Origin of the sequence: Flavobacterium sp. NPDC079362 (genome assembly GCF_050267765.1) — a bacterium.
GTDB classification, from domain to species: domain Bacteria; phylum Bacteroidota; class Bacteroidia; order Flavobacteriales; family Flavobacteriaceae; genus Flavobacterium; species Flavobacterium azizsancarii.
The window spans coordinates 1-13,455 of record NZ_JBNNFM010000051.1; the positions used below are offsets into that span (position 1 = coordinate 1).

The window sequence follows — 13,455 nt, forward strand, 5'->3', positions numbered from 1 at the left end:
GACACCCTTGCATTCAGCTAACACTTCCCACTGTAAAGGCGTGTTCGGGACTTACACCCTAGAGTTATCGCCCATGCTGGGCACACAACAAAAAACCCGACAAATTCAAAATCTGTCGGGTTTTATTTTATATTGAAATAATTAAATTATTTATATTGATCCGGCGTTATCGTAATCTCAAACAAATAATCTTCTTTTTTATCATCATAATTATAAATCAAAGTAAAATTATTATCACGAAATGCTTTAAGTCCGGAATTTACTTTAACCGTACTCAGAAGACTTTCTTCAATATTTTGTTTTATTACCTCAATTTCTGCAGTTGCTTTCTCAACATTTAACAACGTCAAATTATACTGAACTACTTTATCTTTTGGCAAAGTCACGTTATCTAAACGAATTCCTTGCTGAATTACCAAAGGACAATTATCATTGTACTTCGCCACTAATTCAATCATTTCTTTATCTGCAGCAGGTTCTTTAAAAGAAAAATAAAGAATTAAAGCCAATGAAAATGCTACAATTGCACTTACTATTAAAACAGTTGATTTTTTACTCTTAGCGGTTTGCTGCATCTTTATAGTTTGTTTTGATGAAAATCTTATTTATCCTGAATCTTTTTCATTGCGTTATAATAAGCCGCACGACTTAGTGGTTCGTATTCTTCTGTTTCACCAAGCATTACCAATTTGTCATTATCAGTTTTACGGAAACTGTAGTTGGCAAGATTTCCTGTTCGGGTACAAACAGCGTGAACTTTAGTCACATATTCAGCTGTTGCCATAAGTGCCGGCATCGGACCGAAAGGATTTCCTTTAAAATCCATATCAAGTCCTGCAACTATCACACGAATTCCCTGATTGGCAAGATCATTACAAACTGTAACAATCTCATCATCAAAAAACTGCGCCTCATCAATACCAATAACATCGCAGCCTTGTGCTAAAATAGCAATGTTTGCAGCAGCGGGAACCGGTGTTGATCTAATTTCGTTGGCATCATGAGATACGACCATTTCATCATGATAACGGGTATCAATGGCAGGTTTAAAGATTTCGACTTTTTGTTTGGCAAATTGAGCGCGTTTTAGTCTGCGGATTAACTCCTCGGTTTTACCCGAAAACATTGATCCACAAATAACTTCAATCCAACCAAATTGTTCTTTGTGATTTACTGTATTTTCGAGAAACATTTTGTATTTTTCTACCTTTAAAAATGAATAGTTTTTATTACTTTGTACTGGTAATAAATCGACGTGAAAAATTGCTGATTTTTCACTTTTTCAAAAGTAGAAAATTTTTATCAAATCGAAGATTCGCAAGCTCGTATTAACAGAAATAAAAAAAAATCTTTCAGATTTCTACCAGGAATAAAGACATTCAAATACAAAATATACTAAAATACCCTATTCACTATAATTTCAACAGTTATGAAAAAAAAATTGGAAGCCGATTTAATCAGCATTGCACATCGAATTTTAAAGCTTAAAAACAAATCCGATATCAATCAGTTGTATCTTGAGACGCAGAAATTATACGAGAAACTAGCGGTTTTAAAGTTTGTAGACGAGAATTTTGATACTTTGAAACCAACAATTGGTCACAGCGAAATTACTTCTGAGATTGAATCTATTTTTGATAAAGAAAAAACAATTTCGGCAGAAGCAGAAATTGAAACCCCAGTTTTAGCAGAAGAAACTCCTATTGAAACAATCGACGAACCAGAAACTTTAGAAGAAATTAAATCAGAAGAAATCTCTACTGAAGAAATTCCTGAAGAAATCGTTGCCGAAGAAATCGTTGAAGAAATCGTCGTTGAAGAAATTGTTACTGAAGAAATCGTTGCAGAAATAAGGGAGGAAATAATTCCGGAACAAGTTGCTGAAGTTGTTGAAGAACCAATTATTAAAACAATAGAACAACTGATTATTGAAACTAAAGAAGATATCAATAACATTGAAGAACTTTCGTTTACCACAATCAGCGATTTAAAACCTATCCCCGACTTTGTTCCTCTTTTTGAATTAGAAGAAGAAGAAAAGGAAGAACCAATAATCGAAATTCCGGTAAAAAACTCTCCTATTACGATCTCTTTTGAGGATTTTGGAGTTAATTATGCCGATGCTCAATTTGTAAAAGTAGATAGTTATGAAAACGTTACTTCTACTCCAACTCCGGTTATAAACGAAGTTAAAGAGAAAAAAGAAACAGCTGAAACTGTTGTTATAGAAAAACCAGCTGAAACAAAAGCAGCCACTTTAAACGAAAAACTGGCTAAAGGTTTTCATATCGATCTAAACGACAGAATAGCTTTTACCAAAAACCTTTTCGGAAACAGTTCAGAAGATTACAGCCGTGTTTTAAATCAGCTGCTGACTTTTGACAATTATAGCGAAGCTCAGGAATTTATAGAAAATATGGTAAAACCGGATTATAACAACTGGGAAGGGAAAGACGATTATGCAGAACGTTTTCTTGGAATTGTAGAGAAGAAATTCTCATAAAGATTAAATACAAATTACACGAATTAACACGAATCTTTTCTCTGTAAATTTTTTAAAGACACTTATAATTAGTGTCACTTTGTAAAATTCGCGTTATAATTAAAATAGAATTCAGAAAAATTATGTCTAAATTATATATCGTTCCAACGCCAATTGGCAATCTCGAAGACATGACTTTTCGTGCCATCAGGATTCTGAAAGAAGTCGATTTGATCTTGGCAGAAGACACCAGAACAAGTGGCAAGTTGTTGAAGCATTTTGAAATTGGCACACACATGCACAGCCATCATATGCACAACGAGCACAAAACTACTGAGAATTTAATTGCGCGTTTGAAAGCCGGCGAAACTATCGCTTTGATTTCTGATGCTGGAACTCCGGCAATTTCAGACCCTGGTTTTTTATTGACACGCGCTTGTGTCGAAAATAAAATCGAAGTTGAATGTTTACCTGGCGCAACGGCTTTTGTCCCTGCTTTAGTAAACAGCGGATTACCAAATGATAAATTTGTTTTTGAAGGTTTCCTACCTGATAAAAAAGGACGTCAGACTCGTTTTTTGGCTTTAGCCGAAGAAACAAGAACGATGATTTTATACGTTTCTCCACACAAACTCGTTAAGACTTTAGCAGAATTTATTCAGTATTTTGGAGAAGACAGACAAGTTTGCGTTTCACGTGAATTATCAAAACTGCACGAAGAAAATGTTCGCGGAACTGCAAGGGAAGTTTTAACCCACTTCGAAAAAACTGCGCCACGCGGCGAAATTGTTGTTGTTGTTGCAGGAAAAACAATAATAAAAGAACCTAAGAAAAGTAAATTTTCTAAGGATGAAACAGAAGAAGACGAAGAAGATTAAAAAATATTTATGCCACAGATTAAAATGATTTCTCACAGATTAATAAAAAGTTTCATCACAAATTACACCAGTTATCACGAATCTAATTAGTGGCAATTTGTGTAATTCGTGGCAAAAAAAACATACTAGAAAAATCTTTTAATCATTTTATCCCGATAGCTACCGGGAGTGGCAAGAAACTTAAAAAATACAATTAATGAGCATTCAAACCTTTTTAGAAAAAGTAAAACAAACTCCGAACGAAATAACATTCCCCGAAACTATTGCAGTAATTGAGGAAAACTACAATTTTACTCCAACCACTTTCCAAAACGGAACACAACATAATGCAGCCGGAGAGAATTCTGGTTCCTGCAAATTGTTTTCTTTTGCAAAATTGCAAAACTTAAGCAAAGATGAAACTTTAGCTTGCTTTGGAGCTTTTTATTTCGACGACATTCTAGGAGATCCAAACGGAACGAATCACCAGAACATTAGAAATTTCATCAACTTAGGTTGGGATGGAATTAAGTTTGAAGGAAACGCTTTGGAGCTAAAATAAATTATTGATTGTCAGGCTGAGGCTGAGCGAAGTCGAAGCCACCGCAAAGAATCTCGACTCCGCTCGATTTGACAAAGTTAAAACAAAATATTTCTGCCAAGATTAAAAGGATTAACACACATTAAAAAATCCTTTTAAATAATTTATCCCGATAGCTATCGGGAGTGGCAATAAAAAAATACATTTCTGATTAAACGATTTTCGATTTCTTAAATCTAAAATTAACACTTTAAAATCTAAAATCAACAATGCGTTGGACATTAAAACAAAAACCTTCTCAAGATAAAGTCAGTCATTTGGCGCAAGCCTTAAATGTAGAAGATTTTGTAGCAACACTTTTGATTCAGCGTGGTATCGAAACTTTTGAAGATGCCAAAAATTTCTTTCGCCCTAAGTTAGAACATCTTCACGATCCTTTCTTAATGAAAGATATGGACAAAGCGGTTTCCCGAATAGAACTCGCGATCGAAAATCAGGAAAATATCCTGGTTTTTGGTGATTATGATGTTGACGGAACAACGGCTGTTTCTTTGGTTTCGGCGTATTTAAAATCACATTATCCAAATATTGCCACTTATATTCCGGATCGTTACGCGGAGGGTTACGGAATTTCTTTTAAAGGAATTGATTTTGCTGATGATAACGGATTCTCACTAATTATTGCACTCGACTGCGGAATCAAGTCTATTGAGCACATCGCATACGCCAAGGAAAAAAACATCGATTTTATTATTTGCGATCACCACAGACCCGGAGAATTTCTTCCGGATGCGGTTGCAGTTCTCGATCCTAAAAGAGATGATTGTTTTTATCCGTATGATGAATTGTGCGGTTGCGGAGTTGGTTTTAAACTGATTCAGGCTTTAGGTACAAATCGAGGAGAGACTATCGACGATTTGGTGCAATATCTGGATTTGGTAGCTACAGCAATTGCGGCAGACATTGTACCGATAACGGGAGAAAACAGGGTTTTGGCTTATTTTGGATTACAGGTAATCAATTCAGATCCGAGACCTGGAATTAAAGCTTTAGTACATCAGGTAAAAAAGAAAACACTGGATATTACCGATGTAGTTTTTATCGTTGCACCGCGAATAAATGCTGCCGGAAGGATCAAACACGGAAATCATGCGGTTGAATTGCTAACAGAATTCAACTTTGAACAAGCACAACAATTTGCATCTGAAATTGAGCAATACAATTCAGACAGAAAAGATCTGGACAAACAAATTACCAAAGAAGCTTTTCAGCAAATCCTGACAAATAACGAACAAGATCGATTCTCGACTGTTGTTTTTCAGGAGGACTGGCACAAAGGCGTAATCGGGATTGTAGCTTCAAGATTAATCGAAACTTATTACCGCCCTACTTTAGTTTTTACCAAAAGTGGCGATAAATATGCAGCATCTGCAAGATCTGTAAAAGGGTTTGATGTTTACAACGCCCTGGATGCTTGCTCGCAACACTTAGAGCAATTTGGAGGGCATATGTATGCTGCAGGAATGACATTGAAAGCAGAGAATTATAAAACGTTCAAACAAGCTTTTGAAAAACAAGTCGAGGAAACCATTTTACCTGAAATGAGAACTCCCGAAATCGAAGTTGATGCCGAAATTAATTTCAGCGATATTACTCCAAAACTAATCCGGATCTTAAAGCAATTTGAACCTTTTGGACCTTTGAATATGACACCCGTTTTTATGACGAAAGACGCAAAAGATACGGGTTACGCTAAAACTCTGGGAGCAGAAGAAGAACATTTGAGACTTTTTGTAAAACAGAATAACTCAGAAGGAATTGCAGCAATAGGTTTTGGTCTTGGTAAAAAAATAGACATTGTAAAAAATCAAAAACCTTTTCAGCTCGCCTATTCATTAGCTGAAAACGAGTGGAACGGGACTGTATCTACTCAACTTATGCTTAAAGACATTAGAACAAATGAAAACTAAAACAAACAAGCAAGATCCTTATCAAGCACTGCGTTACAGAGAATTTAATGTATTTTTAATATTGCGTTTTGCTATGGTTTTTGCCTGGTCAATGCAATTTATTGTTATTGAATGGGAAGTTTATAGTTTAACCAAAAATCCGCTTTCGTTAGGGTTAATTGGTTTAATGGAAGTAATTCCTGCTGTTTCAATGGCATTATTCGCCGGACACATGGTTGATCAGCGTGAGAAAAAAGGATTATTAGTTAAATGTATTCTGGGATTTTCGGTAATCAGTTTTGGATTATTTTTATTAACCTGGCCAAAAATAGTTGGTGGCTGGTCTACTGATGCTATTTTATATTCTATTTACTTTTTAGTTTTTCTTGGCGGATTGGTGCGTGCATTTCTTGGCCCGACTATTTTCTCGCTTTTATCTTTGATCGTGCCTAAAAAAGTATACCCGAATGCAGCAACCTGGAGCAGTTCGGTTTGGCAAATCGGAGCAGTTTTAGGACCTGCAATTGCAGGTTTTTCTATTAACTTTATTGGTGTTCACTGGTCAATGTGTTCTGTTTTTGCGTGTTCTCTTTTTGCATTAATTGCTTTATCTCAAATTAGTAAAAAACCAATATTAAATCCTAAAATTGGTGAACCTATAATGGAAAGCCTTAAAGAAGGAATAAAATTTGTTTTCAATAATAAAACTATTTTAGGAGTACTTTCTCTTGATATGGTTGCCGTTCTTTTTGGTGGAGCGGTTGCTTTATTACCTATTTTTGCTCAGGATATTTTAAAGGTAGGACCTGAAGGTTTTGGAGTTTTAAGAGCTGCTCCGGCAGTTGGCGCATTTATAACTATGATGATATCTGCTTATGTTCCTTTATACAAAAAAGCGGGAATGAAGCTTTTAGGTGCCATTTTTGTTTTTGGATTATCCATAATCCTATTTGGTGTTTCGACTATTTTTTGGGTTTCTGTGGTAGCTTTATTTTTAAGTGGTCTCGCAGATGGGATTTCTGTTGTTATTCGACAAACGATTTTGCAACTTAAAACTCCTGATCATATGCGTGGCCGTGTTGCTGCTGTGAACTCTATGTTTGTAGGATCTTCAAACGAATTAGGGGCTTTTGAAAGCGGCTTAACAGCAAAACTAATGACGCCTGTTATTTCTGTTGTCTTCGGAGGAAGCATGACTCTTTTAACGGTTTTGGGCTTTGGTTTAAAATCACCAACATTTAGAAACTTAGATCTCCGTAAAGACATGGAAGATCATCAGAACATGGAATAACTACATGAAAAATATATTTTTATTATTACTTCTTTCCCTAACATTCTTCGTTAACGGACAAAAACTTTATATAAAAACTTACGGAAACAAAAATGACAAACCCATTATTTTTGTTCATGGCGGCCCAAGCGGTAATGCAACACTTTTTGAAGGCACTCATACTGCCGAAGAACTTTCGAAAAAGGGCTTTTTTGTAATTGCTTATGACCGACGAGGCGAAGGAAGATCTGCAGACCCTAGTGCAACATTTACTTATCATGAAGCTTTTCAGGATTTAAATACTATTTATAAAACTTATAATCTAAAAAAAGCAACAATACTTGCTCATAGTTTTGGCGGATTAGTTGCTACGCTTTACTCTGAGAAATATCCTCAAAATGTCAGCGCGCTTGTATTGGCAGGAGCTTTGTTTTCGCAACAGGAAACATACAACCATATATTGGATTCCGTGAAAAAGATATACACTAAAAAAAATGATTCTGTTATGCTCGCCAAAGTAGCGAATGTAGAAAATCTTAATAAAAACTCTGCCGAATACAGAAAGGGATGTTTCGAACTTGCCAGTGAAAATAATTTCTTTAAGATTCCAAATCCTACTGAAGAATCTAAAAAACTATATGCCGATTACAACGCAAGTGAATTTTTCAAAACCAATATCCGAAATAAAAATGCGCCTTTACTTTTCTATAAAAATGAAAAACAAAATAACATTGACAGCAGGCCTATTTTAAATAAAATAAAAAGTAAAGGCATTCCTATTTATGCATTTTATGGTAAACAAGATGGCATTTTTTCTACTAAACAAATCAATTCGATCAAAAATTTAGTCGGAGAGAATCACTTTTCCTTACTTGATAATTGCTCCCATTATCTGTTTGTAGACCAACAAAATGAATTTCTGTTCCAGATTAAAAAATGGCTTAAATAAAACTCTTAATTCATATAAATGTGAGAAATTTAAGATACGCTTTTTAAAATGAACTTACATTACTTGTATGGTGAACAAATTCTCAAAATTTATGAGTTTTTTATTTAGAATTAATATAAATAATATTTATATTTGTTGGAATAAAAGATTTTGCAATGAGAGAAATAGAACAATTATACCATAATAATTTCGGAATTGCCTTTTACTGGAAAAAGGAAAACGAAACTATCACTGATAAAATACAATTAGTTTTTAAGGAAACCGGTTTTTATTTTACGGTTCAGGAATTGAATTATTTTTGCGATTTAATCGAAGACAGTATGATCGAAAATGCTTGTTGCGAAGCTTGCGAATTAAAAAACTCATGTCACAAATTCTTACTTAAAACTCCATGTGCAGCAATAGATTTAGCTGTTTCTGTAAAAGAGCTTAAATCAATCAAGGATTTAGTCGAAGGTTCTTTGTTCAGAATCGAACTTGACGAATATGTTTATGGAGTTGGCTTAAACTAAGAAGCATTCTAAATATTTTAACATCATCTTTTCATTATTGAAATATATTTTAATTTTCTTCAAAAAAAAGTATATTTACAGCAATGAAAAAAAACTGTATTCTTTTTGCTGTTGTTATTTTGTTGGCTTTTTTAACGAGCTGCAAAAACGAATCTGATAATTATATTGACCCTCGAGGAACCAATTATGCAGGTTCTGAAAGCTGTATTCAATGTCATAAGACACAATATGAAACGGCTTTTCATAGTTCGCATTTCAAAGCTACATCTCCCGCTACCAAAGAAAATATTTTAGGTCATTTTACTAATGGTCACAATACTTTTGTTTATGATAAAGACACAAAACTGGTTATGGAAGAGCGCAATGACACTTTTTATCAGGTTCTTTATAAAAAGGGCAAAGAAGTTGAAGCTCATTCATTTGATGTTCTTTTTGGCACTAAACACGCTCAAACAAGTGCTTTCTGGAAAGATCATTATACCTATGAACTTCCTGTATCCTATTATAAATCCCTGAACAGCTGGGCAACGAGTCCGGGATATTCAGCTACAGTTGCAAATTTCGGAAGAAAAATAGGAAAAGAATGTTATGCTTGCCATAGTTCGAATATTGCCAGCAGATACATTACCACAAGCTCAGACAGTATTAACTTTACGAATATGGAAGTTGAGGATTTTATGGATCCTAATACTATCGTTTACGGTATTGATTGTGAACGTTGCCACGGACCGGCCAAACAACATGTCCGAAAACATCTGAAATTTCCCGATCTTAAGGTTGCTCAAGACATAACTTCGTTTAAAAACCTCAACCGTCAACAAAAAATTGATGCATGTGCAATTTGTCATTCCGGAAATGATAAACTAAAAGTAAAATCACGTTTTCAATTCAAACCCGGTGATGATTTATTAGATTATTTTAGAGGAGTACCGGGATCAGAAGAAAATGCTCATTTTGATGTACACGGAAATCAGTTAGGATTGTTGGCGCAAAGTAAATGTTTCAAAAAAAGCGAAACCATGGATTGTATGACTTGCCATAATCCGCACGCGAATGCTTCAGAAAATCTGGCAAGCTATTCTAAAATTTGCATGAGTTGCCATCAGGGAATTCAGCATAATGCGGCAACATCAAAAACGACCTCAGCAAGTGTACTTGCCAACAATTGTGTCGAATGTCATATGCCAAAGACAATGTCGAATGCTATTAAATTTCAAGCTTCAAACAATAAAGAAATGTCTAATTATATTTTGAGAACGCACAAAATTGGAATTTATTCAGCGAACAAATAATAATTATTGTTCGAATTTTTGAAGTTCAAAAGTTACTCCGTCAAAAACACCGTACGTAAAATAACCAATCCAGTCGCCCAGATTTACATATTTGGCATCTTGCCCAACCTCTATAATCATAGGTAAATGCCGATGACCAAAAATAAAGTAATTGTAATGTTTGGTTTCCAGTTTACGTTTTGCGTATAAAACCAGCCATTCATTTTCTTCTCCTAAAAATTTTACATCTTCATCTCCTGAAATCAATTTGTTTTTAACGGATAGATATTGTGCTAAACTTACCCCAACATCAGGATGCAGCCAACGGAAAAGCCATTTAGAAAACGGATTTGTAAATACCTTTTTCATTCGCTTATATCCTTTATCACCAGGACCTTTTCCGTCACCGTGACCAATTAAGAAAGTTTTTCCGTTAAAAGTAAATTCCTTATTATCATGATAAACAGGAATGTTCAATTCGGTTTCAAAATAATCATTCATCCATAAATCGTGGTTTCCTACGAAAAAATAAATCGGAATTCCACTATCGCGAATTTCAGCTAATTTCCCTAAAACACGCACAAATCCTTTAGGCACAACCGTTTTATATTCGAACCAAAAATCGAACAAATCTCCCAGTAAAAAGATAGCTTCGGCATCTTGTTTTACAACATCCAGCCACGCTACAAATTTTTGTTCGCGCGGTAAACTCAACTCAGGAGTTGGAGCCCCAAAATGCTGATCAGAAGCGAAATATACTTTTTTCATTCGATTATTTAGATTGTTAGACTACTTAGATTATTAGACTTTGTTCTACTGTCATTATAAGTCAAGTCGAAGAATTGGAATTTGGAATTTAAAAAATTGGAATTTCTCTAGATATTATCAGATGCGTACCATTCTGCAAACGAAGATTCTGTTTCCTGAAGTTTAAGCGAGAAAAGAGAAATATCTTTAGGTAAACGTGCAATAATTCTATCTGCAAAATCAACGACCATATTTTCGCTTGTTGGCTGATAATCTACCAAAATTACGTGATGACCACGATTTTTAAGTTCATTTGCCAATTCGATATGTGGAGTCGTTTCGTTAAAAACTGTCGCATGATCAAACTGATCAACGATTTCTTCTTTTACAATTTTCTTTAGATCAGAAAAATCGATCACCATTCCGAATTTCACATTCGATCGGTCTGTGATTGGCGAACCAATAACCGTTACCGATAATTTATAACTGTGCCCGTGAACGTTTTTACATTTTCCGTCGTAACCGTACAAAGCATGTCCGGTTTCGAAACTAAATTGTTTTGTAATTCTGATATTACTCATCGATTTGATTTTTAGGTTGCAAATTTACAAATTAATAACCGTTTTTATCTCTTTTTTTAGCGCTGTTATACATCCAGTATGCAAGTACTATTAAAACCACAAAAGGAATAAACGATCCAATAACAACTCCCATCTGATAACTGCTATCAGGAGCCGTTTTAATTTTCTCCGCAACATCTACTTTCTGAAACAATGAAATGATATACATATTATATAATTTTACTTTAACACTTAGGCAAACAATCATTTACCACATCCTAAACTTTGTCAAAGTTTAAAACTTTTACAAAGTTATCGCAACGGAACTGTGACTAAAAACTTTATTTTTTAAACTGTGTCAATGCCTTTCTCGAAAAATCAGACAGAACCAATTTTCCTGTAATAGCTGCACGCTCAATCAGCAACGATTCCCAATGTTCAGTTCCTTCCCATATAATTTTTTTCATTTCCAGTAATGCTTCGGGATTGTATGCGCTTAATTTTTGAGCAAAATTTATTACAGCATTATCCAGATTTTCCGCATTATGAATCTCAGAGAACAATTTATTCTCCAAAGCCCACTGTGCCGACTTCCATTCATGTGCTGCCAAAGTCATTTCGGTCATTGCGGTTTTTCCTATTTTACGAGAAACGGCAGGTTCAATCACAAACGGACCAATACCAATCGCTAACTCAGATAATTTTACAGCACTTTCAGGAGTTGCCAGAACATAATCGCAAGCCGAAATAATACCAACACCTCCGCCAACAGCTTTTCCTTGTACGCGGCCTATAATTAGCTTAGCGCAATTTCGCATTGCGTTTAGTAAATGTGCAAAACCAGAGAAAAATTCTGTTCCTTGTTGCTCATTTTCAACCTGCAAAAGCTCATCAAACGAGGCACCAGAACAAAAAGTCTTCACTCCCTCACTTTGCAGCACAATTACCGAAACGTCATCATTATAACTTAAAGAATTAATTTCAGCCGTTAAGCGATCTAATAATTGACGTGGAAAAGAATTACTTGCCGGATGGCCAAATTGTACCGTAACGACTGCATTAGTAAAAGTAGTTTGTAAAGAACCGTTTTGATTTTCTGAACTCATAAAAATATATTTGATCGTAAAGTTACGGTTTTGAAAAATAATTTTGCCCGAACGCGATTTGAAATTTGTTTTTTGAAAATTAATTGACTTTATTTGCTATCGCATTTGGGGGATTAGCTCATTTGGCTAGAGTGCTTGCCTGGCAGGCAAGAGGTGACCGGTTCGAATCCGGTATTCTCCACAAAAAACCGTATTACTTAATTGGAATACGGTTTTTTTTAATTAAAATTCCCTAACCAAAAACACTAAATACCAATTAATCAAATGAAAAACATTTTTTTCTCAGTTTTACTGGTTCTTGTAAGCATTACCATTTTTGCACAAGAATTTAAAATTAAAAAAGGAGAAGTCCTTTTAGACGGCAAGCCAATTGCCAAAATGTCGACCAAAGTACTTAGAGAATACAAAATCTCTAATCTGGACGGCACAAATACCATTACAGCCTACATGAGAGTTTGTACTGCTACAACTCCGGGAAAAAGTTACATTGAAGTTTATAATGAAACTGACAAAACATCTAATGATCTTGATTTTGCAAAATATTCGCCTTTCAATATCGACAGAAGTATTATCCAGACTTTGTTTGCAAAAGAAATGATTACTGAAAATGGCGTTCAATTAGAAAAAGTAAATGCTTTTTTAAATGATACTCCAACTGGTTTAGGAGAAAAATATGGCTGTAAACAACAAAGCGCTGAAAAAGAAATTACAGATGCATTAGCTTTGACAATAGATGACAGCGGAAATATCCTTAGCAAAAACCAAAAAATTGGTTATATCTCAATGATCACAAGCACAGGAAATGCTTCAGGAGCGGTTGAAAAATATGAAGTAACAAATTTAGATCATAAACTAATTGGTACCTGGTATGCAAAATTCGGGATGGTTAAAGGATATGACAAACCATTAAACCAGGAGATTTTTACTGTTGACCAAAAAGTTTTTAAAGTAGAATTTAATAATGGAGGAAATTTTATTGGTTATAAAATGAGCCAGGATGTTACCGCAATTAATATTGTAAAAAAATTAGTTGGAAACGGATATTCTTTAGGTCATCAATAAACTCACCTAAAACAAGGTTCCAAAAAAGGAGTTAGTATTTGAAATACTAACTCCTTTTTTTTATCCCGTTAATTACTTTTCATTTCCAGAATTCTCAAAATCTATTTCATCTTCATTGGGTTTTGTTTTCTTATATATCTCTATTATTC

General features: G+C 34.5%; 15 protein-coding genes and 1 tRNA gene. 10 read left to right on the forward strand and 6 right to left on the reverse strand.

The window, feature by feature from the left end; translation table 11 throughout:
- Window positions 1-146: 146 nt before the first annotated feature.
- Entirely contained in the window at window positions 147-575 is a 429-nt protein-coding gene (locus tag ACQKCJ_RS23395; RefSeq protein ID WP_271338663.1) for a hypothetical protein, read from the reverse strand.
- A gap of 26 nt (window positions 576-601) precedes the next feature.
- Entirely contained in the window at window positions 602-1,192 is a 591-nt protein-coding gene (locus ACQKCJ_RS23400; RefSeq protein ID WP_089478978.1) for a thymidine kinase, read from the reverse strand.
- Window positions 1,193-1,429: 237 nt separating this feature from the next.
- Here ACQKCJ_RS23400 and ACQKCJ_RS23405 point away from each other — a divergent pair, with 237 nt between their 5' ends.
- The 8 genes from ACQKCJ_RS23405 to ACQKCJ_RS23440 all read left to right on the forward strand — a co-directional run bounded on the left by ACQKCJ_RS23405 (window position 1,430) and on the right by ACQKCJ_RS23440 (window position 9,852).
- On the forward strand, window positions 1,430-2,503 hold the full coding sequence (locus ACQKCJ_RS23405; RefSeq protein ID WP_427403040.1) for a hypothetical protein: 1,074 nt from the start codon (window positions 1,430-1,432) through the stop codon (window positions 2,501-2,503).
- Between the two features lie 122 nt (window positions 2,504-2,625).
- Window positions 2,626-3,360 (forward strand): 16S rRNA (cytidine(1402)-2'-O)-methyltransferase, encoded by a 735-nt coding sequence (gene rsmI, locus ACQKCJ_RS23410; protein WP_427403041.1) that lies wholly within the window; start codon window positions 2,626-2,628, stop codon window positions 3,358-3,360.
- A gap of 196 nt (window positions 3,361-3,556) precedes the next feature.
- Window positions 3,557-3,901 (forward strand): HopJ type III effector protein, encoded by a 345-nt coding sequence (locus tag ACQKCJ_RS23415; protein WP_427403042.1) that lies wholly within the window; start codon window positions 3,557-3,559, stop codon window positions 3,899-3,901.
- A gap of 248 nt (window positions 3,902-4,149) precedes the next feature.
- Window positions 4,150-5,850: a single-stranded-DNA-specific exonuclease RecJ gene (gene recJ / locus ACQKCJ_RS23420; protein ID WP_427403043.1), complete on the forward strand. Its 1,701-nt coding sequence runs from the start codon at window positions 4,150-4,152 to the stop codon at window positions 5,848-5,850.
- Window positions 5,840-7,120, forward strand: a complete 1,281-nt coding sequence (locus ACQKCJ_RS23425; protein ID WP_271338658.1) for an MFS transporter — start codon at window positions 5,840-5,842, stop codon at window positions 7,118-7,120. The genes recJ and ACQKCJ_RS23425 overlap by 11 nt, the downstream gene beginning before the upstream one ends.
- Window positions 7,121-7,124: 4 nt before the next feature.
- On the forward strand, window positions 7,125-8,048 hold the full coding sequence (locus ACQKCJ_RS23430) for an alpha/beta hydrolase (RefSeq protein WP_427403044.1): 924 nt from the start codon (window positions 7,125-7,127) through the stop codon (window positions 8,046-8,048).
- Between the two features lie 155 nt (window positions 8,049-8,203).
- Window positions 8,204-8,560, forward strand: coding sequence for a hypothetical protein (locus ACQKCJ_RS23435; RefSeq protein ID WP_271338656.1), 357 nt, complete (start codon window positions 8,204-8,206; stop codon window positions 8,558-8,560).
- An 83-nt stretch (window positions 8,561-8,643) separates the two neighbouring features.
- Complete coding sequence (locus tag ACQKCJ_RS23440; RefSeq protein WP_427403045.1) at window positions 8,644-9,852, forward strand: cytochrome c3 family protein; 1,209 nt, start codon at window positions 8,644-8,646, stop codon at window positions 9,850-9,852.
- 3 nt (window positions 9,853-9,855) lie between these two features.
- On the opposite strand, the gene ACQKCJ_RS23445 is transcribed toward ACQKCJ_RS23440, so the two are convergent.
- The 4 genes from ACQKCJ_RS23445 to ACQKCJ_RS23460 form a co-directional block, all read right to left on the reverse strand.
- Complete coding sequence (locus tag ACQKCJ_RS23445; protein WP_271338654.1) at window positions 9,856-10,599, reverse strand: UDP-2,3-diacylglucosamine diphosphatase; 744 nt, start codon at window positions 10,597-10,599, stop codon at window positions 9,856-9,858.
- A 107-nt stretch (window positions 10,600-10,706) separates the two neighbouring features.
- Entirely contained in the window at window positions 10,707-11,159 is a 453-nt protein-coding gene (locus ACQKCJ_RS23450) for a 6-pyruvoyl trahydropterin synthase family protein (protein WP_065448647.1), read from the reverse strand.
- A 31-nt stretch (window positions 11,160-11,190) separates the two neighbouring features.
- Window positions 11,191-11,367, reverse strand: coding sequence for a hypothetical protein (locus tag ACQKCJ_RS23455; protein ID WP_271338653.1), 177 nt, complete (start codon window positions 11,365-11,367; stop codon window positions 11,191-11,193).
- A gap of 112 nt (window positions 11,368-11,479) precedes the next feature.
- On the reverse strand, window positions 11,480-12,244 hold the full coding sequence (locus ACQKCJ_RS23460) for an enoyl-CoA hydratase/isomerase family protein (RefSeq protein ID WP_271338652.1): 765 nt from the start codon (window positions 12,242-12,244) through the stop codon (window positions 11,480-11,482).
- Between the two features lie 107 nt (window positions 12,245-12,351).
- Here ACQKCJ_RS23460 and ACQKCJ_RS23465 point away from each other — a divergent pair.
- A tRNA-Ala gene (locus ACQKCJ_RS23465) sits at window positions 12,352-12,425 on the forward strand.
- A gap of 83 nt (window positions 12,426-12,508) precedes the next feature.
- Window positions 12,509-13,306 (forward strand): hypothetical protein, encoded by a 798-nt coding sequence (locus ACQKCJ_RS23470; RefSeq protein WP_427403046.1) that lies wholly within the window; start codon window positions 12,509-12,511, stop codon window positions 13,304-13,306.
- Window positions 13,307-13,455 lie beyond the last annotated feature (149 nt).